The organism is Bacillus sp. MSP13, assembly GCF_000815295.1.
In the GTDB taxonomy this organism is placed as follows: domain Bacteria; phylum Bacillota; class Bacilli; order Bacillales; family Bacillaceae; genus Bacillus; species Bacillus vallismortis.
Genome location: NZ_JXAQ01000005.1, coordinates 189707 through 207400, shown reverse-complemented (window position 1 = coordinate 207400; position 17694 = coordinate 189707). Strand labels below are relative to the sequence as shown.

General features: G+C 44.8%; 24 protein-coding genes. 22 read left to right on the top strand and 2 right to left on the bottom strand.

Annotated features, from left to right (window positions below; translation table 11 throughout):
* Positions 1-98 precede the first annotated feature (98 nt).
* On the top strand, positions 99-974 hold the full coding sequence (locus SC79_RS07045; RefSeq protein WP_039074451.1) for a patatin-like phospholipase family protein: 876 nt from the start codon (positions 99-101) through the stop codon (positions 972-974).
* Here the strand turns inward: SC79_RS07045 and SC79_RS07040 are convergent.
* Together SC79_RS07040 and SC79_RS07035 are read right to left on the bottom strand one after the other, a co-directional pair.
* Positions 954-1364: an SA1362 family protein gene (locus tag SC79_RS07040; RefSeq protein WP_039074450.1), complete on the bottom strand. Its 411-nt coding sequence runs from the start codon at positions 1362-1364 to the stop codon at positions 954-956. The genes SC79_RS07045 and SC79_RS07040 overlap by 21 nt on opposite strands.
* 39 nt (positions 1365-1403) lie before the next feature.
* The gene (locus SC79_RS07035; protein WP_010328273.1) at positions 1404-2360 is read right to left on the bottom strand and encodes a DUF1385 domain-containing protein; all 957 of its coding nucleotides are present in this window, start codon (positions 2358-2360) and stop codon (positions 1404-1406) included.
* 224 nt (positions 2361-2584) lie between these two features.
* Here SC79_RS07035 and SC79_RS07030 point away from each other — a divergent pair, with 224 nt between their 5' ends.
* The 21 genes from SC79_RS07030 to SC79_RS06930 all read left to right on the top strand — a co-directional run bounded on the left by SC79_RS07030 (position 2585) and on the right by SC79_RS06930 (position 17632).
* Positions 2585-3124 carry a YqhR family membrane protein gene (locus tag SC79_RS07030; protein WP_082022592.1) on the top strand — a complete coding sequence of 180 codons (540 nt, stop codon included), beginning with the start codon at positions 2585-2587 and terminating at the stop codon, positions 3122-3124.
* A gap of 88 nt (positions 3125-3212) precedes the next feature.
* Positions 3213-3653, top strand: coding sequence for a type II 3-dehydroquinate dehydratase (gene aroQ, locus SC79_RS07025; protein ID WP_039074449.1), 441 nt, complete (start codon positions 3213-3215; stop codon positions 3651-3653).
* Between the two features lie 2 nt (positions 3654-3655).
* The gene (gene papA, locus SC79_RS07020) at positions 3656-4717 is read left to right on the top strand and encodes an aminopeptidase PapA (protein ID WP_039074448.1); all 1062 of its coding nucleotides are present in this window, start codon (positions 3656-3658) and stop codon (positions 4715-4717) included.
* Between the two features lie 24 nt (positions 4718-4741).
* On the top strand, positions 4742-5299 hold the full coding sequence (efp, locus tag SC79_RS07015) for an elongation factor P (RefSeq protein ID WP_010328277.1): 558 nt from the start codon (positions 4742-4744) through the stop codon (positions 5297-5299).
* A gap of 141 nt (positions 5300-5440) precedes the next feature.
* Positions 5441-5722, top strand: a complete 282-nt coding sequence (locus tag SC79_RS07010; protein WP_010328278.1) for a YqhV family protein — start codon at positions 5441-5443, stop codon at positions 5720-5722.
* Between the two features lie 75 nt (positions 5723-5797).
* Complete coding sequence (gene spoIIIAA / locus SC79_RS07005) at positions 5798-6721, top strand: stage III sporulation protein AA (RefSeq protein WP_039074447.1); 924 nt, start codon at positions 5798-5800, stop codon at positions 6719-6721.
* The gene (gene spoIIIAB, locus SC79_RS07000; protein ID WP_039074446.1) at positions 6715-7230 is read left to right on the top strand and encodes a stage III sporulation protein SpoIIIAB; all 516 of its coding nucleotides are present in this window, start codon (positions 6715-6717) and stop codon (positions 7228-7230) included. Before spoIIIAA ends, spoIIIAB begins: the two co-directional genes overlap by 7 nt.
* Positions 7231-7252: 22 nt before the next feature.
* The gene (spoIIIAC, locus tag SC79_RS06995; protein WP_003153142.1) at positions 7253-7459 is read left to right on the top strand and encodes a stage III sporulation protein AC; all 207 of its coding nucleotides are present in this window, start codon (positions 7253-7255) and stop codon (positions 7457-7459) included.
* 6 nt (positions 7460-7465) lie between these two features.
* Complete coding sequence (spoIIIAD, locus tag SC79_RS06990) at positions 7466-7867, top strand: stage III sporulation protein AD (RefSeq protein WP_003230228.1); 402 nt, start codon at positions 7466-7468, stop codon at positions 7865-7867.
* A gap of 18 nt (positions 7868-7885) precedes the next feature.
* Positions 7886-9085, top strand: a complete 1200-nt coding sequence (gene spoIIIAE, locus SC79_RS06985) for a stage III sporulation protein AE (RefSeq protein WP_039074445.1) — start codon at positions 7886-7888, stop codon at positions 9083-9085.
* 13 nt (positions 9086-9098) lie between these two features.
* The gene (gene spoIIIAF, locus SC79_RS06980; RefSeq protein WP_039074444.1) at positions 9099-9719 is read left to right on the top strand and encodes a stage III sporulation protein AF; all 621 of its coding nucleotides are present in this window, start codon (positions 9099-9101) and stop codon (positions 9717-9719) included.
* A complete protein-coding gene (spoIIIAG, locus tag SC79_RS06975; protein ID WP_039074443.1) occupies positions 9712-10401 on the top strand; it encodes a stage III sporulation protein AG in 690 nt (229 codons plus the stop codon). The genes spoIIIAF and spoIIIAG overlap by 8 nt, the downstream gene beginning before the upstream one ends.
* Positions 10402-11064, top strand: a complete 663-nt coding sequence (gene spoIIIAH / locus SC79_RS06970; protein ID WP_039074442.1) for a stage III sporulation ratchet engulfment protein SpoIIIAH — start codon at positions 10402-10404, stop codon at positions 11062-11064.
* Between the two features lie 155 nt (positions 11065-11219).
* Positions 11220-11702, top strand: a complete 483-nt coding sequence (gene accB / locus SC79_RS06965) for an acetyl-CoA carboxylase biotin carboxyl carrier protein (protein ID WP_039074441.1) — start codon at positions 11220-11222, stop codon at positions 11700-11702.
* An 11-nt stretch (positions 11703-11713) separates the two neighbouring features.
* Positions 11714-13066 carry an acetyl-CoA carboxylase biotin carboxylase subunit gene (accC, locus tag SC79_RS06960; RefSeq protein WP_010328285.1) on the top strand — a complete coding sequence of 451 codons (1353 nt, stop codon included), beginning with the start codon at positions 11714-11716 and terminating at the stop codon, positions 13064-13066.
* Between the two features lie 20 nt (positions 13067-13086).
* On the top strand, positions 13087-13494 hold the full coding sequence (gene yqhY, locus SC79_RS06955; protein ID WP_010328286.1) for a fatty acid biosynthesis protein YqhY: 408 nt from the start codon (positions 13087-13089) through the stop codon (positions 13492-13494).
* Between the two features lie 264 nt (positions 13495-13758).
* Positions 13759-14154, top strand: coding sequence for a transcription antitermination factor NusB (nusB, locus tag SC79_RS06950; protein WP_039074440.1), 396 nt, complete (start codon positions 13759-13761; stop codon positions 14152-14154).
* An 11-nt stretch (positions 14155-14165) separates the two neighbouring features.
* Positions 14166-15017 (top strand): bifunctional methylenetetrahydrofolate dehydrogenase/methenyltetrahydrofolate cyclohydrolase FolD, encoded by an 852-nt coding sequence (gene folD / locus SC79_RS06945; RefSeq protein WP_039074439.1) that lies wholly within the window; start codon positions 14166-14168, stop codon positions 15015-15017.
* A 137-nt stretch (positions 15018-15154) separates the two neighbouring features.
* The gene (xseA, locus tag SC79_RS06940; protein ID WP_039074438.1) at positions 15155-16501 is read left to right on the top strand and encodes an exodeoxyribonuclease VII large subunit; all 1347 of its coding nucleotides are present in this window, start codon (positions 15155-15157) and stop codon (positions 16499-16501) included.
* Positions 16498-16752 (top strand): exodeoxyribonuclease VII small subunit, encoded by a 255-nt coding sequence (locus SC79_RS06935; RefSeq protein ID WP_039074437.1) that lies wholly within the window; start codon positions 16498-16500, stop codon positions 16750-16752. Before xseA ends, SC79_RS06935 begins: the two co-directional genes overlap by 4 nt.
* Positions 16742-17632 carry a polyprenyl synthetase family protein gene (locus tag SC79_RS06930; protein ID WP_039074436.1) on the top strand — a complete coding sequence of 297 codons (891 nt, stop codon included), beginning with the start codon at positions 16742-16744 and terminating at the stop codon, positions 17630-17632. Before SC79_RS06935 ends, SC79_RS06930 begins: the two co-directional genes overlap by 11 nt.
* Positions 17633-17694 lie beyond the last annotated feature (62 nt).

Here is a 17694-nt window from a genome sequence, read left to right as displayed (position 1 = left end):
TTTTGATGCGCTGCGCCGCGCGTCATTCGTTGGTCTATTTCTTCGCGTGTTTTCTTAAAATGGTAATAAACGATCGGATGGAGGGGGAGGGAAATGAAATGTATATTGACTGTGTATTTTCCGGCGGAGGAGTAAAAGGCATTGCCCTTGCAGGCGCTTATGAAGCGCTTGAGGAAAAAGGCTTTCGCTTTAAAAGGCTTGCGGGTACAAGCGCGGGCGCAATTATTGCCGCTTTCATTGCATCTGGTTACACCAGTAAGGAAATCAACGCTTTAATTGAAGAAGTGGACGGAGAGAAACTGCTGGACCAGCGGTACTCATTTCTCCCCTTAAAACTGCTCCAATGGGTGTCCATTTACTGGCGCCTTGGCTTATATAAAGGAGATACGTTAGAAAAGTGGATTGCTGATTTGTTAAGAGCGAAAGGCATACGGGTTTTCGGTGATTTGCAGAAAGGGTCTCTTCGCCTTATCGCTTCTGATCTGACAAACGGCACCATGATCATTTTGCCGGACGATTTGGTCCGTTACGGGTTAAATCCCGATATGTTTCCGGTGGCCAGAGCGGTAAGAATGAGCTGCAGCATACCGTATTTCTTTGAGCCGATAAAATTAAAAACGGATACAGACACCGCCACGGTTGTTGACGGAGGGGTGTTAAGCAACTTTCCCATCTGGCTGTTTTCAAAGGAAAGAAAACGCCCTGTGATTGGTGTAACGCTTGCCCCGCGGGAAAGGGAGCGTCCGAGAAAAAATATCCGCAACGCTTTCGAACTGTTCGGCGCCCTGTTTGAAACGATGAAGGATGCGCATGACGCAAGGCACATTGCGTCACGCTATGAACAAAACATCATATTTCTCCCGGTTGACGACGTAATGGCAACCGATTTTCAATTAACACAACAAAAAAAACTAGCCCTGATTGAGCTAGGAAAAAGACGGACAGAGCAGTTTTTAAAACAGTGGACCTATTAAAAAAGCGCTCTGTTTTTCTTTTGTTTTTTTCCCTTCTATAACAGTCAGCTGAGTCTGGCTTTTTTTCTTGAGAATCATCGGCTTAGGCTTGCTGGCGCTCGGAACGCTTCGCAGGTGGCTGACACGTCCCTTATGTCCGGCGCGGTGTTTCGCTTTTTGTTCTTTCATCCGGCGCCGGGATTGTTTCGCCGCTTTTTTGAAGGCCGCTCCTTCGCTGCCCGCATTTCGTTTCATTACATATTTTACAATAAAATAAATAATGATGCCTGCCACGATGATGGTTACCGCCATTTTTGCCATTTCTCCGGGATCGGTTATCAGCACATAGAGAAAACCGAACGCTCCCAGCGCAATTAATACAGCAATAATAGGTTGTACACGATGATTCATAACTGTCCACCTCCGAAAGTAATAGCAGGGCAACGGATATTAGATGACGTTGTGAGAAGGCTTTTGATTTTGTTCAGACATTTCTTCGAGTCTGAGAAGCTCGTTAAAGCTTTCAATGGCAACTTCAACCTGGTCATCCGCAGGTTCTTTTGTTGTTAACAGCTGAAGCCAGAGACCCGGGTACCCAAGCCATTTCAGTCCGGCAATATCACGCACTTTGTTTGTCAGCTGCAGAACTTCAAAGGATATGCCGAGTACGACCGGTATCAGTGCGACACGATCTATTACACGCAGCCAAAGCGGATCTGTCGGAACGAGCAAATAGACAAACATGCCGACAATAATCGTAAATAAAATAAAGCTTGATCCGCAGCGGTAATGAAGCCGAGATTGGTTTTGAACATTCTCTACTGTAATTGGCAAATTCTGTTCATAACAGTTTATGACTTTATGTTCGGCTCCATGATATTGAAACACTCTTTTAATGAGCGGTGTCATGGATAAAAAATAAATGTAACCGAGCAGCAAAATCAACTTAAACAGGCTTTCAACCGCGATTTGCGCTGTGTCTGATGAAAAAATCGGCCTTGTCAGTTCAGCTAAAAAAACAGGAACCAATGTAAATACGAATTTACTGAACAAAAATGATAAGACGCCGATAACCGCGAGGCTGAGATACATAGACAGCCCGGAGGCTTTTTTTTCTTCCTGCTCAAGTGTCTCGTCTTCAGATGGATCAAGCCCGTAACGTTCGCTAGAAAAATTCAAATGCTTGGTGCCGTTTGCGCTCGCTTCAATAATGGCCGCGATCCCTCGTAAAAACGGAATCTTTTTCACGATGTTCAGTTTCGGGTTGCGTTTGCGGGGAAGCTTAAAAAAGTCGATGCTTCCATCCGTTCTTCTGATTGCTGTAACGTAATGATGCTTTCCGCCAAACATAACGCCTTCTACAACTGCCTGCCCGCCGTAAGCGGGAGGAATTTTATGTTTTGACATATTATCAACCTGCCTATTTTTTTAGGATTGCTAACCATTTCCTTTCACTCTATTGTACAGGAAACAGCGCTAAACCTCTAGATTGACAGGCTGAAAAATTGTCATAGCCATGCTTTTCTACAAGCATTATACCCGTTAATTTCAAATTTTACTCGCAGCTGTTAAAAAGTGTGAGCTTTTTTATTGACATTTCATTTTTTGGGCACACTTTAACTGGAGGTGCCATGATGACAAGCGAAAAAAACACAGAACAACATGAACAATCGAATGAGAAGCAGGGGCCGCCTGTTCCGATGGCCGGAAGGGTGGCGGCAACAGGTTTTTTCGGAGGCGTATTATGGAGTTTTATCGCTTATATTGCGTATTTGTTTCATTTTTCTGAAGTCAGCCCGAATATGATTTTACAGCCATTTGTACTCGGAGAGTGGAAAAAACATGGACTGGGAACAGTAGTCAGCATCATTTTAATCGGCATTCTATCAATCGGTGCAGCATTTCTATATTTTCTTCTTTTGAAACGGCTGAAAACAATGTGGCCGGGCATTTTATACGGCTTGCTGCTTTGGCTGCTCGTGTTTTTTGTTTTCAATCCCATTTTTCCTGATGTTCGCGCGGTGACCGAACTGAAAGCAGATACAGTTATGACGACCATTTGCATCTATTTGCTTTACGGGCTGTTTGTCGGTTATTCCATCTCATTTGAATACAATGAGCTGAATTCGGAAAAGCTTGCACGTGCGCTGGGAACAGCGCATAGAGAATAGTGTATTATCCCTTTTCATTATGATAAAATGTTCACGAGAAGTGAACATTTTTTTACATGGGAAACCCTCGCGAAAAGGAGAGATTTATGTGCCTCATTTTTTGATTTTAAACGGGCCGAATGTCAATCGGCTGGGGAAGCGTGAGCCGGAGGTATTCGGCCGCCGGACACTGACCGACATTGAAACAGATCTTTTTCGATTTGCTGAAGCTTTACATATCCAGCTCACTTTCTTCCAGTCTAATCACGAAGGTGATTTGATAGATGCCATCCATGAGGCAGCGGAGCAATACGACGGCATTGTTCTGAACCCTGGCGCGCTGTGCCATTACAGCTATGCAATCAGGGATGCTGTCTCGAGCATCGGCCTTCCTGTGGTTGAGGTGCATGTATCAAACTTATATGCAAGGGAGGAATTCAGACATCAGTCGGTCATTGCTCCAGTAGCGAAAGGACAGATTGTCGGACTTGGAGCTGAAGGCTATAAGCTTGCGATTCGCTACTTATTAAGCCAGCAAGGGGGAGAATAAAGATGAAACTAGAGAAATTAAGAGACCAGTTTGGACAGCTCGGGATTGATGGAATGCTGATTACAAGCAGCACGAATGTACGCTATATGACAGGATTTACAGGTTCGGCAGGCCTCGCTGTGATATCAGGTGACAGGGCAGCGTTTATTACGGATTTTCGTTATACAGAGCAGGCGAAGGTTCAGGTAAAGGGCTTTGAAATCATTGAGCATGGCGGAAGCCTGATTCAGACCACCGCCGACACGGTTGAAGCGTTCGGCATCAAGCGCCTTGGCTTTGAGCAAAACAGCATGACATACGGCACATATGCGTCGTACAGCGCGGTTATCAGCGAGGCTGAATTAGTGCCCGTGGCTGAATCCGTGGAAAAGTTGCGCTTGATTAAGTCTAGTGAAGAGATTAAGATATTAGAGGAAGCTGCGAAGATTGCAGATGATGCCTTCAAACATATCTTGACGTTTATGAAACCCGGCATTTCTGAAATCGCTGTTGCCAATGAGCTGGAGTTTTATATGAGAAGCCAAGGAGCTGACAGCTCTTCTTTTGATATGATTGTCGCCTCGGGCCTTCGGTCAAGCCTTCCGCATGGTGTGGCCAGTGACAAACTGATTGAAAGCGGAGACCTTGTTACGCTTGATTTTGGCGCTTATTATAAAGGATATTGTTCTGATATGACCCGAACGGTCGCTGTAGGTCAGCCCAGTGATCGGTTAAAGGAGATTTATCAGGTCGTATTTGATGCTCAGGCACTAGGCGTCGCACATATGAAGCCGGGAATGACAGGGAAAGAAGCCGATGCCCTCACAAGGGATCACATTGCGGCAAAAGGCTACGGTAAATATTTCGGCCATTCAACCGGACACGGGCTCGGCATGGAAGTGCATGAATCGCCGGGATTGTCCGTCAGATCTTCAGCTATCCTTGAACCGGGCATGGTGGTCACAGTGGAGCCGGGCATTTACATACCAGAAACAGGCGGTGTCCGCATAGAAGATGACATCGTGATTACAGAAAACGGCAACCGGACAATCACCCATTCCCCAAAAGAACTTATTATTTTGTGATTGGAATATAGGAGGACATTAAACATGATTTCAGTTAACGATTTCCGTACAGGATTAACAATCGAAGTAGACGGCGGCATTTGGCGCGTCGTTGACTTCCAGCACGTAAAACCTGGCAAAGGCGCGGCGTTTGTCCGCTCTAAACTCCGCAACCTTCGCACTGGCGCGATTCAGGAAAAAACATTCCGCGCAGGTGAAAAAGTAGCGAAGGCGCAAATCGAAACAAAAACAATGCAATACCTCTATGCAAACGGAGATCAGCATGTATTTATGGATACTTCTTCTTATGAACAGCTTGAACTAAGCGAGACTCAAATCGAAGAGGAATTAAAATACCTGCTTGAAAACATGTCTGTGCATATCATGATGTACCAAGATGAAACGCTCGGTATCGAACTTCCAAACACAGTTGAACTGAAAGTTGTTGAAACTGAACCTGGCATTAAAGGTGATACAGCATCTGGCGGTACAAAACCTGCGAAAACGGAAACCGGCCTTATTGTAAACGTGCCGTTCTTTGTGAATGAAGGCGACACACTTGTTGTCAACACATCTGACGGTTCATACGTTTCAAGAGCATAGAGAAAAACGGAGTCTGTTCCCAAATGGGAGCAGGCTTTTTTTGTGTGCAAAAACAGAATCTTTCTTTTATACGAAAATGACAAGACTACTTCCGCCAGATAGAGCATATCATATAAAAAAATGGGAGGTTGGAAGAGTGCTATGAAATTTTTACTTGGAAATATCAATTCTACTGTTTTAACAATGGCCGGGTTGCGAGTTTTATCCTCTATGATTGAGCTGACGGCAGCGATTATCATGCTTGTGACAAATGATGTTCGGAAGGCGGTTGTGGTTAACAGCATTCTCGCTATTGTCGGTCCGCTGATTTTTATCATCACCATGACTGTCGGAATCTACCAAATTGCCGGGCAGCTGTCGTATGCAAAGCTGATTCTGATTTTCACCGGTGTGATTTTGATTCTGGCGGGTGTTCATAAATAAAGAGAGGCTTGTCATAAAGTCTGTCTCACATCATACATTTTAAAGAAGCCAATCGGCAGAAAGGAGGAGGCTCTGTTGAATGAAATCGCTGAGGTTCTCCCTGAATCCATGAAAAACGCCCTTTCTGAAATGCCGGAACATCAATGGCTGGAAATCGAAGAAATCAGAATTCGGGTCAACCGCCCTGTTGAATTGATTCGGAAAGGACAACCTGTTTTTTTGTCCTATTCGGGCACGGCTGAGGATGCCCATCTGATCCTCAGCCGGCTTAGCAACTATAGTATGTATACGCTCGAAGAAGAGCTGAAGAAAGGGTATGTCACGATCAGAGGCGGCCACAGAGTCGGATTGGCAGGCAGAGTCATTACGGAAAACGGAGGTGTGAAAGGCCTCCGTGACATCGCATCTTTTAATATACGAATTGCCCGGCAAAAACTGGGGATTGCGGAGCCGCTGCTTCCATACTTATTTCAAGACAGCTGGCTGAATACGCTGATTATCGGTCCGCCGCAAACTGGTAAAACGACACTTCTTCGAGATCTTGCGAGACTCTCGAGCACCGGCAAAAACGGCATGTCACCCGCGAAAACAGGAATTGTCGATGAACGTTCAGAAATTGCCGGATGCCTGCGCGGCATTCCCCAGCATCAATTCGGACAGAGGATTGACGTGTTAGACGCCTGTCCAAAGGCTGAGGGCCTGATGATGATGATTCGGTCTATGAGCCCTGAGGTGATCATCGTCGATGAAATTGGACGTATAGAAGATACAGATGCCCTTCTTGAGGCGCTGCATGCAGGGGTTTCAGTCATCGTATCGGCGCATGGCTGGAGTATATCTGATCTGATGAAGCGCCCTTCATTAAAGCGTTTGTGGGAAGAAAGAGCCTTTGACCGCTATTTGGAATTATCGAGAGCGAAGGGGCCGGGCACAATAAGCCGCATTTACGATAAAGATGGAAATGTGCTGTCTGGCTCGATGGGCGTGAAGACATGCTGAAGCTGCTGGGCGCTGTATTCATTGTGGTGGCGACAACATGGACAGGTTTTGAGATGGCGAAAATGTATACGGAACGGTCTCGTCAAATCCGCCAGCTGCGTGCGGCGCTCCAATCCCTCGAGGCTGAAATCATGTACGGCCATACGCCGCTTCATCTCGCTTCACAGCAGATTGCAAAGCAGCTGGCACAGCCTGTTTCGGCTCTTTTCACCACATTCAGTAATCAGCTGGACAAGGGAAGCGATTCCGCGAAAACGGCGTGGGAGCAAAGCTTAAAGAAGGTGTGGGACACCATGTCTTTGAAAAAAAGCGAATATGAAGTGCTGAAGCAATTTGGCGAGACGCTCGGGATTCATGACCGAATCTCGCAGCAAAAGCATATCAAGCTGGCCCTTACACACTTGGAAGCCTCCGAAGCGGATGCTGAGCAGGCACAGGCGAAAAATGAAAAGATGATAAAAAGTTTGGGCTTTTTAGCGGGCTTGTTACTCATTCTTCTATTGATGTAAACGTGAGGGGAGCAAAAATAAAATGGGAGTAGACGTGAATGTGATATTTCAAATCGCCGGAGTGGGAATCGTGGTGGCTTTTTTGCACACGATTTTGGATCAGATGGGCAAAAAAGAATACGCCCAATGGGTGACACTGTTAGGTTTTATCTATATTTTATTTATGGTCGCCACCATTGTAGATGACCTATTTAAAAAGATAAAAGCCGTGTTTTTATTCCAAGGATAGGGGGGCTTGCAGATTGACATCGTTCAAATTGTAGGTTTAGGGCTGATCGCCACCTTCCTTTCTTTGATTGTGAAAGAACAAAAGCCGACTTTTGCGTTTTTAATCGTCGTGTTTGCTGGCTGTGCCATTTTTCTTTATTTGGTAGACCAAATCTACGACATTATTCGAATGATAGAAAAAATTGCAATCAATGCAAACGTCAACATGGTTTATGTTGAAACCATTTTAAAGATTATCGGAATCGCCTATATCGCTGAATTCGGAGCGCAGCTCACAAAAGACGCCGGTCAGGGGGCCATCGCTTCGAAAATAGAATTAGCGGGGAAAATTTTAATTCTTGTGATGGCTGTGCCTATTTTAACCGTCATTATTGAAACGATTCTCGGACTTATACCTTCTATGTCATAACCGAAAGGAGGCGGTAGATTGAAGCGTTTCCACTGGGCTTTGGTTCTGGCCGTGCTGATCATAGCGGGCCGTGCAGAAATGGCACAAGCAGCCGATAATGCTGATCAAGCGGAAGAACATGCTGAAACGGCTGAGCAATTAGCGGAAAGGACAGCGGCCACGCTTGAAACAGACAAGATCGGTGATTTTTGGAATGACATTATGACAGAATATGGCGGACTGCTGCCGGAAAGCCAAAAAGGCAGCTTACTAGAGTTTATCAATGGTGATAAATCATTTTCACCGCAAGAATGGCTGAAAGCTCTCTTTTCCTATTTGTTTCATGAAGTGCTGGCTAATGGCAAGCTGCTGGGCACATTAATTTTACTCACCATTTTTTGCGTCATCCTGCAGCTTCTGCAAAATGCGTTTCAACAAAGCACCGTCAGCAAGGTCGCCTACTCAATTGTATACATGGTGCTGATTATCCTTGCACTGAACAGTTTTCATGTGGCAATCAATTATGCCACAGAAGCCATTCAGACGATGACGAGCTTTATATTGGCGCTTATTCCGCTCCTCTTGGCGCTTTTGGCTTCCTCAGGCGGAGCTGTATCTGCAGCCTTCTTTCATCCTGTTATCCTCTTTCTGATGAATACGAGCGGTCTATTAATTCAGAATATCGTCATGCCGCTGATTTTCTTATCAGCGATTCTAAGCATTGTCAGTACCATGACTGAACAATACAAAGTAACGCAGCTGGCCAACCTGCTCAGAAATATCGCCATCGGGGCGCTTGCTGTCTTTCTCACCATCTTTCTCGGCGTCATCTCTGTTCAGGGAGCCTCAGCTGCAGTGACAGACGGCATTACACTCAGGACGGCTAAATTTATAACCGGAAATTTTATTCCTGTTCTTGGCCGAATGTTTACAGACGCGACAGATACAGTGATCAGCGCTTCCTTATTGCTGAAAAACACAGTAGGGATTCTCGGTGTTGCTATATTGATTTGTATAGCGGCCTTTCCGGCAATCAAAGTGCTTTCCCTCGCTTTTATTTATAAGCTGGCAGCCGCGATTCTTCAGCCGCTTGGAGGCGGGCCCGTCATTACTTGCCTCGATGTCATCAGCAAAAGCGTCATTTATATTTTTGCAGCACTCGCCATTGTGTCCCTCATGTTTTTTTTAAGCCTAACGGTCATCATCACAGCCGGAAACCTCACGATGATGATGAAATAAAGGAGGCTGGCGGATGAGTTTTCTAACTGAATGGCTTACCACCATCGTGTTGTTTATCCTATTTGCTATTGTGATTGATATGCTGCTGCCAAGCTCCAGCATGCAAAAGTACGCAAAAATGGTAGTCAGCCTGCTTTTAATCGTCGTCATGCTTACGCCGATCTTTAAGCTTTTCAACACAGATCCTGCAGTCATCTTTGAATACCTCACAAAAAACGGGCAGTCAGAGTCCGCCGATATAAAAAATCAAATCAATTCAAAAAAAATAGAAATACAAGCTTCTCAGCGTGCATATATTTTAGAAGAAATGGCTGTCCAACTAAAAAAGAAAGCGGAGGAGAGATTCAGTCATGATGAATTCAAAGTAGACCATATCAAACTCACGGCAGGAGAAAAGGTAGATTCAGAAGAGGATATTCAAACAATCAGCGTGTATATGGCCCCGTCTTCTGAAAACACGGTCCAAACGGTCGCGCCTGTTCGCATTGACACAGATCATGCGTACGTAACAAAAGAAGCAGCCGAACAAAAAGAAGCAAAACAAATCCAGTCGCAGCTTGCGGACATTTGGGAAATCGGAAGTGAGAAAATTACGGTTCACATGGAAGGCGGGGAGAGTGTCGGCAATGAATAAAAGCGGATTATGGAATGTATTGAAAAAGCAGTTTCTTCCGGGGCAGACGAAGGGCGGCGAAAAGCCGAAGCTGACCAAATATCATTACTTTCTGTTCGTTTTTGTTCTCGGAGTTTCCTTCATGCTCGTCAGCCAGCTGTTTTCTTCGCCGGAGAAAACGGAAAACGCCAAACCGATAACGGCAGTATCATCACAGGATACCGGAGCCGGCAAAGAGAAAGCAGCCGAAGTATTTAAAGCCTCAAAATCTGATAAACCGAAAGACTCCATCGACGATTATGAAAAAGAATACGAAAATCAGCTGAAAGAAATTCTTGAAACGATCATTGGTGTGGATGATGTTTCGGTTGTTGTGAATGTTGACGCAACGTCGCTGAAAGTATACGAAAAAAACAAATCAAACAAAAATACAGCCACTGAAGAAACCGATAAAGAAGGCGGAACAAGAAGCGTCACAGACCAAACATCGGAAGAAGAAATCGTGATGATCAAAAACGGCGATAAAGAAACGCCCGTTGTCGTCCAAACGAAGAAACCTGATATACGCGGTGTACTCGTTGTTGCTCAAGGAGTGGACAACGTTCAAATAAAACAAACGATTATTGAAGCGGTGACACGAGTCCTGGATGTTCCAAGCCACCGGGTTGCGGTTGCCCCTAAAAAAATAAAGGAGGATTCATAAATGCTCAAAAAACAAACGGTTTGGCTATTAACAATGCTCAGTCTTGTCGTGGTGTTAAGCGTCTACTATATCATGTCTCCAGAAAGCAAAAATGCCGTGCAAATGAAAAGTGAACAAAGCGCGTCTGACTCAGGGGAGGTCGCGACTGAAAAAGCGCCTGCCAAGGAAGAAACGAAGGAAAAAAGCGGACCGGAAACTGAAACAGAAACGGATAAAGAAGATGGAACAAAAGGTAAGAAAGATTCATCAGCAGACAAGGAAACATCCGCTGAAGCCAGTGAAAAAGGAACTGTTGTAACAGAAACAGCCGATGATGATCTGTTTACTACGTACCGTCTCGATTTAGAAGATGCCAGAAGCAAGGAAAGAGAAGAGCTGAATGCCATTGTGTCAAGCGATGATGCGACAGCAAAGGAAAAGAGCGAAGCCTATGATAAAATGACGGCTCTCAGTGAAGTGGAAGGGACAGAAAAACAGCTGGAAACCCTGATTAAAACACAAGGTTACAAAGACGCGCTCGTCAATGCTGAAGGAGATAAAATCAACATTACAGTCAAATCAGACAAACACTCAAACTCTAAGGCGATCGCCATTATAGACCTTGTGGCAAAAGAAATCAAAACAATGAAAGACGTCGCCGTCACATTCGAGCCATCCAAGTAAATAAGATGAAAAACACGCCCGCTTATCAAGCGGGCTTTTTGGTGCCATTCATATTAGAGTTGAATTCAAAAGTCCGCTCCTGTAAGATAAACATAGTATGTACTTTTAGTAGTAACCTATAAAAAAAGAAATTTCTTACTTAGGAGTGCGATTGAATGTTAAATAGTAAAGAAATCCACGAGCTGATTAAAGCGATTGACGAGTCTTCAATTGATGAATTCGTATATGAAAATGAAGGTGTTTCCCTAAAACTGAAAAAACATGAAGCGGGCACTGTTCAAGTGATGCAGCAGGCGCCGGCAGCACCAGTGCAGGCACAGGCTCCGCAGGCAGTTCAACCGCAAGCGCAGCAAGCAGCGCCGGCACCTGCCGAAGAAGCGCCAAAGCAGGATGAAAATCTGCATAAAATCACTTCACCAATGGTAGGAACGTTTTATGCTTCTTCATCACCGGAAGCTGGCCCGTATGTAACGGCTGGTTCAAAAGTAAATGAAGGCACAATTGTCTGCATTGTAGAAGCGATGAAGCTTTTCAACGAAATCGAAGCGGAAGTAAACGGTGAAATCGTTGAAGTATTAGTAGAAAACGGCCAGCTGGTCGAATACGGACAACCTCTATTTCTTGTAAAAGCAGAGTAAGGAGACATAACATGATTAAAAAGCTATTAATCGCTAACCGAGGAGAAATTGCTGTCAGAATCATCAGAGCCTGCAAAGAGCTTGGAATTGAGACTGTCGCTGTTTATTCAGAAGCTGATAAAGATGCCCTTCATGTTCAAATGGCTGATGAAGCTTTTTGTATTGGACCAAAAGCATCAAAAGACAGCTATTTAAACGTTACAAATATTGTGAGTGTTGCGAAGCTGACAGGCACGGACGCTATTCATCCGGGATATGGATTCTTAGCTGAAAATGCTGATTTTGCTGAATTATGTGAAGAAGTTAACGTCACATTTGTCGGTCCGAGTGCCGAAGCCATTTCAAAAATGGGAACAAAAGACGTTGCGCGGGAAACGATGAAACAGGCCGGCGTTCCGATTGTACCGGGTTCACAAGGAATTATAGAAAATGTGGAAGAAGCGGTTTCGCTTGCGAATGAAATTGGGTATCCTGTAATTATAAAGGCCACCGCAGGCGGAGGCGGAAAAGGAATCAGGGTTGCCCGCACCGAAGAGGAACTGATCAAAGGCATTAAGATCACACAGCAGGAAGCTGCAACAGCATTTGGAAATCCAGGTGTTTACATCGAAAAATACATAGAAGATTTTCGTCATGTTGAAATCCAAGTGCTTGCCGACAACTATGGAAATACGATCCATTTAGGTGAACGTGACTGCTCGATTCAAAGACGCTTGCAAAAGCTTTTGGAAGAAACGCCGTCTCCGGCGCTCGATTCAGAAATCAGGGAGCAGATGGGAGATGCAGCGGTTAAGGCTGCAAAAGCAGTTGGCTATACAGGCGCGGGAACCGTTGAATTTATTTATGATTACAACGAACAGCGCTACTACTTCATGGAAATGAACACGAGAATCCAGGTAGAACACCCAGTCACAGAAATGGTGACGGGAACGGACTTGATTAAGGAACAAATCAAAGTGGCATCAGGAATGGAACTGAGCCTCACGCAAGAAGATGTTGAATTTCAAGGCTGGGCGATTGAATGCCGAATCAACGCTGAAAACCCAAGTAAAAATTTCATGCCGTCACCTGGTGAAATTAAAATGTACCTGCCTCCAGGCGGACTTGGTGTCCGTGTCGATTCAGCTGCTTACCCGGGCTATTCCATCCCTCCGTACTACGACAGCATGATTGCGAAAGTGATCACGTATGGAAAAACGAGAGATGAAGCGATTGCCCGCATGAAGCGCGCATTGAGCGAATTCGTCATCGAAGGCGTTGAGACAACAATCCCGTTCCACTTAAAACTGCTTGAACATGAAACATTTGTTAGCGGAGAGTTTAATACGAAATTTTTAGAAACATATGATGTAATGGGCTCATAATTTTTACGGAGGTGAATTGAATGAAAGACAACAGCTTGCTTAAAATGAATCAAGAAGATACGCATTTGGGTAAGGTTGAGATTGCACCTGAAGTCATCGAGGTTATTGCCGGTATAGCGGCTTCAGAAGTTGACGGTGTTGCCGAAATGCGCGGAAACTTTGCGACAGGTGTCGTTGAACGCTTCGGTAAAGTGAATCATGGCAAAGGTGTCAAAGTCGACTTGGCGGATGACGGCATTACGATCGATGTATATTGCGTCGTCACATTTGGCGTTTCGATTCCGAAAGTTGCAGCGTCCGTTCAGGAAAACATTCGTCAAACCTTATTAAATATGACGTCTCTTTCGATTAACGAAATCAATATTCACATCGTCGGCATTCAATTTGACACAAAAGCCCAGGAAGTCCAAATCGACGAAGAAATGTAAATGGCTTTACAAGAAACCAAGGGGAGGGCGGCCCTTTGGTTTTTTTACACGTTACCCTATATTTCAAAGCATGAAGAAAGCCGGCTCAAGGCAGCCGAGTTTCTTCATGATCGTGAAATCCGAATGATCATATCAAGGTGTGTGAAAATATTCGGCAATAGGGTGAAAAAACCTTGATTTCAATATGCGGATACGAAAAAAATATGTTATGATCTCTTTATGGCTTAACGACAAGCGGATAAAGAGGATCAAAGGAGAAAGAAAATGAAAAGAAGAACAGCAAGAGAAAAAGCTTTGCAGGCACTATTTCAAATTGATGTCAGCGATATTGCAGTAAATGAAGCCATAGAACACGCATTGGATGAAGAAAAAACAGATCCTTTCTTTGAACAGCTTGTTCACGGGGTATTGGAACACCAAGTCCAGCTGGATGAAATGATCTCCAAGCATCTGGTGAATTGGAAGCTCGATCGGATTGCTAATGTAGACCGCGCGATTTTGCGCCTGGGAGCATACGAAATGGCATATGTCGAAGACATTCCGGTGAATGTCTCCATGAACGAAGCGATTGAGCTGGCAAAACGGTTTGGTGATGACAAAGCGACAAAGTTTGTAAACGGGGTTCTTTCTAACATTAAATCTGATATTGAACAATCATAGGAGGAAAGAAAATGACTGCAACAATCATCGATGGAAAAGAAACGGCTAGAGAAAAACGCGAACAATTGGCAAAAGAGGTAGAAGAGCTTAAAAAGCAAGGCGTCACTCCCGGGCTGGCGGTTATTTTGATTGGAGATGATCCTGCTTCTCACTCTTACGTGCGCGGAAAGAAAAAAGCAGCTGAAACAATGGGGATGAATTTTAAGCTTGATCAATTTGACAGCAGTCTCACAGAAGCTGAACTGCTTTCCATCATCGATCAATATAATCAAGACCCTGAGTTACACGGCATTCTCGTTCAGCTTCCGCTTCCAGACCATATTTCTGAAAAAGCGGTGATCGAGCGTATCTCTCCTGATAAAGATGTAGACGGCTTCCATCCGTTAAACGTAGGGAAAATGCTGCTTGGTGAAGATACGTTTCTTCCTTGCACGCCTCACGGGATTGTTGAGCTTTTGAAGAAAACCAAAATCGATCTTTCCGGTAAAGAGGTTGTTGTAGTCGGCCGAAGCAATATTGTCGGCAAACCTGTCGGCCAGCTATTATTAAATGAGAACGCGACAGTTACTTACTGTCACTCACGAACAGAAAATATGACCGAACATACGAAAAAAGCGGACATCCTGGTGGTGGCAGTCGGCAGAGCCAATTTCATCAGTGCAGACCAGATCAAAGAGGGCGCTGTTGTCATTGACGTCGGTGTTAACCGTCTGGAAAGCGGCAAGCTTTGCGGAGACGTTGAATTTGAAGGAGCAAAAGAAAAAGCGTCCTTCATCACGCCGGTGCCGGGCGGAGTAGGTCCGATGACCATCACGATGCTAGCACATAATACTGTTAAATCTGCGAAACGTACGTTATCATAGATAATTGGAGATATTCACAGCCGGCAACGTTTGCCCGCCGTGAATATGAGCACGATACCCGCTTCTTCAGGCTCCTAAAGCCAGGGCGGGTTTTCTTTAGTTATGGTGCAGGAATGCTTATGAGAGGAGTTTGAGACATGGGTGAAACAGCGTATGTTACCGTCTCAGCGCTGACAAAGTATATAAAACGAAAATTCGATGTAGATCCTCACCTTGAAAATATTTGGATTAAAGGCGAATTATCGAATGTAAAAATTCACACTAGAGGCCACATTTATTTCACATTGAAAGACGAAAACGCCAGAATGCAGTCGGTGATGTTCGCGAGACAGAGCGAGCGTCTGCCATTTAAACCTGAAAATGGCATGAAGGTGCTGGTCAGAGGGGGAATTTCCGTATATGAACCGAGCGGAAACTACCAATTATATGCCAAAGAAATGCAGCCTGACGGGGTCGGAGCGCTTTATTTAGCGTACGAAGAATTAAAAAAGAAACTTGCCGGAGAAGGTTTATTTGACGACCGCTACAAAAAACAAATCCCCGCATTTCCAGCCACAATCGGGGTTGTGACATCTCCAACGGGTGCCGCTGTCAGAGACGTCATTACAACTCTAAAAAGAAGATATCCCCTTGTAAAAGTCATTGTTCTTCCAGCGCTCGTACAAGGCGAAAATGCGAGCAGATCCATCGTTACGCGCATTGAAGAGGCAAATGAAAAAGAGGTTTGCGACGTATTAATTGTCGGGAGAGGCGGCGGTTCGATAGAAGAACTGTGGGCATTTAATGAAGAAATTGTAGCACGCGCGATCTTTGCTTCTACCATTCCGGTTATATCAGCAGTCGGGCATGAAACGGACTTTACGATCAGTGATTTTGTCGCTGATATCAGAGCCGCAACACCGACAGGGGCAGCTGAGATTGCCGTCCCGCATACCACAGATTTAATCGAACGCATAAAAACAGCTGAAGTCAGAATGACAAGAGCGATGCAGCAGCATCTCGGCCAGAAAAAAGAACGGATTCAAACGCTGCAATCCTCGTATGCCTTCCGTTTTCCAAAGCGTTTGTATGCGCAAAAAGAGCAGCAGTTTGACCTTGCCTATCAGCAGTTTCAATCACAGTTAACCGCTCTTTTAGATCGAAAAAGCAGACAGCTGGAACGTGAAACGTACAGATTAGAGGCGCTGCATCCTCATGAACAGCTGAAGCAAGCGAGAACAAAGTATAAGGAACAAACAAATCAGCTGAGAAAAAATATGAATATCCAAATGAATCAGCTGCATTCCCAATTTCAAACTGTACTAGGCAAGCTGAATGCGTTAAGCCCTCTTCAAGTGATGGAAAGAGGATACAGCTTAGCGTATAAAGAAGACGAACTCATTAAAAGTGTCAGTCAGATAGAAGAGAAGGACCAGCTTGAGGTCAAGCTAAAGGATGGCGTGCTGACCTGTGAAGTATTAGAAAAGAGAGGGGAAGAAAAATGACAGACGTGAAAAAAAATGAAAACATGACATTTGAAGAAGCGATGAAAGGGCTTGAGAGCATTGTGTCCAAGCTTGAAGAGGGCGATGTGCCTTTAGAGCAAGCGATTAACTATTTCCAAGAGGGCATGGCTCTTTCAAAAATGTGCCACGAAAAGCTGCAAAAAGTCGAAAAACAGATGGACTTCATTTTAAAAGAAGACGGTGAGCTGACACCTTTTAGTGTTCAGGAGGAAGACGAAGGTGACAAATAAATTAACGAGTTTTCTGGCAGAGCGGAAAAAAACGATTGAAAATCAGCTTTCTGTCTATACAGAAAAGCTCGATATGCCGGACTCATTAAAAAAATCTATGCTGTATTCCCTTGAGGCTGGCGGAAAACGGCTGCGGCCTCTCATTGTACTGGCCGTTTTAAACGCATATGGGAAAAGTGAAAAGGACGGCATTCCGGTTGGCTGTGCTGTCGAAATGATTCACACGTATTCGTTAATTCACGATGACCTTCCTTGTATGGATGATGATGATTTGCGCCGCGGGAAGCCGACAAACCATAAAGTGTTCGGTGAAGCGACAGCAGTATTAGCGGGTGACGGGCTGCTCACGGAAAGCTTTAAGCTGATCACCTCCCACTTGTCAGACGAGGTGTCAGCAGAAAAGCGCCTTCGGCTTGTGAATGAACTGATTTCAGCGGCGGGCACTGAAGGCATGGTCGGGGGACAAGTAGCTGATATGGAAGCGGAAAATCGCCAGGTCACATTAGAAGAACTTGAGTCCATTCATGAGCGGAAAACCGCCAAGCTTCTCGGTTTTTGTGTAACCGCGGGTGCGCTTTTGGCGGATGCGCCGGAGGATGATATTGCAACACTGCGTACCTTCAGCAGTCACATTGGAATCGGTTTTCAAATCAGAGACGATATTTTAGATGTAGAAGGCAGTGAAGAGAAAATCGGCAAACGTGTCGGTTCGGATACAACAAACGAAAAATCGACTTACCCGTCACTTCTGTCATTGGAAGGGGCCAAACATAAATTAGATGTTCACATCAATGAGGCGAAGCGTTTGATCAGTGGACTCTCTCTTCAAAAAGAGCTTTTATATGAGCTTTGTGATTTAATTGCGGCAAGAGATCACTAAACCGATCCTGATTTGAAGCGGCTGCACGAGATATGGTAAAATGTAAGCAGTTTATATGAAAA

Bases quoted from the DNA above. Each gene is read 5' to 3' on its own strand.
- SC79_RS07045 (WP_039074451.1), top strand. From the start codon at position 99: ATGTATATTGACTGTGTATTTTCCGGCGGAGGAGTAAAAGGCATTGCC.
- SC79_RS07040 (WP_039074450.1), bottom strand. From the start codon at position 1,364: ATGAATCATCGTGTACAACCTATTATTGCTGTATTAATTGCGCTGGGA.
- SC79_RS07035 (WP_010328273.1), bottom strand. From the start codon at position 2,360: ATGTCAAAACATAAAATTCCTCCCGCTTACGGCGGGCAGGCAGTTGTA.
- SC79_RS07030 (WP_082022592.1), top strand. From the start codon at position 2,585: ATGATGACAAGCGAAAAAAACACAGAACAACATGAACAATCGAATGAG.
- papA (WP_039074448.1), top strand. From the start codon at position 3,656: ATGAAACTAGAGAAATTAAGAGACCAGTTTGGACAGCTCGGGATTGAT.
- efp (WP_010328277.1), top strand. From the start codon at position 4,742: ATGATTTCAGTTAACGATTTCCGTACAGGATTAACAATCGAAGTAGAC.
- SC79_RS07010 (WP_010328278.1), top strand. From the start codon at position 5,441: ATGAAATTTTTACTTGGAAATATCAATTCTACTGTTTTAACAATGGCC.
- spoIIIAB (WP_039074446.1), top strand. From the start codon at position 6,715: ATGCTGAAGCTGCTGGGCGCTGTATTCATTGTGGTGGCGACAACATGG.
- spoIIIAC (WP_003153142.1), top strand. From the start codon at position 7,253: ATGGGAGTAGACGTGAATGTGATATTTCAAATCGCCGGAGTGGGAATC.
- spoIIIAF (WP_039074444.1), top strand. From the start codon at position 9,099: ATGAGTTTTCTAACTGAATGGCTTACCACCATCGTGTTGTTTATCCTA.
- spoIIIAG (WP_039074443.1), top strand. From the start codon at position 9,712: ATGAATAAAAGCGGATTATGGAATGTATTGAAAAAGCAGTTTCTTCCG.
- spoIIIAH (WP_039074442.1), top strand. From the start codon at position 10,402: ATGCTCAAAAAACAAACGGTTTGGCTATTAACAATGCTCAGTCTTGTC.
- accB (WP_039074441.1), top strand. From the start codon at position 11,220: ATGTTAAATAGTAAAGAAATCCACGAGCTGATTAAAGCGATTGACGAG.
- accC (WP_010328285.1), top strand. From the start codon at position 11,714: ATGATTAAAAAGCTATTAATCGCTAACCGAGGAGAAATTGCTGTCAGA.
- yqhY (WP_010328286.1), top strand. From the start codon at position 13,087: ATGAAAGACAACAGCTTGCTTAAAATGAATCAAGAAGATACGCATTTG.
- nusB (WP_039074440.1), top strand. From the start codon at position 13,759: ATGAAAAGAAGAACAGCAAGAGAAAAAGCTTTGCAGGCACTATTTCAA.
- folD (WP_039074439.1), top strand. From the start codon at position 14,166: ATGACTGCAACAATCATCGATGGAAAAGAAACGGCTAGAGAAAAACGC.
- xseA (WP_039074438.1), top strand. From the start codon at position 15,155: ATGGGTGAAACAGCGTATGTTACCGTCTCAGCGCTGACAAAGTATATA.
- SC79_RS06935 (WP_039074437.1), top strand. From the start codon at position 16,498: ATGACAGACGTGAAAAAAAATGAAAACATGACATTTGAAGAAGCGATG.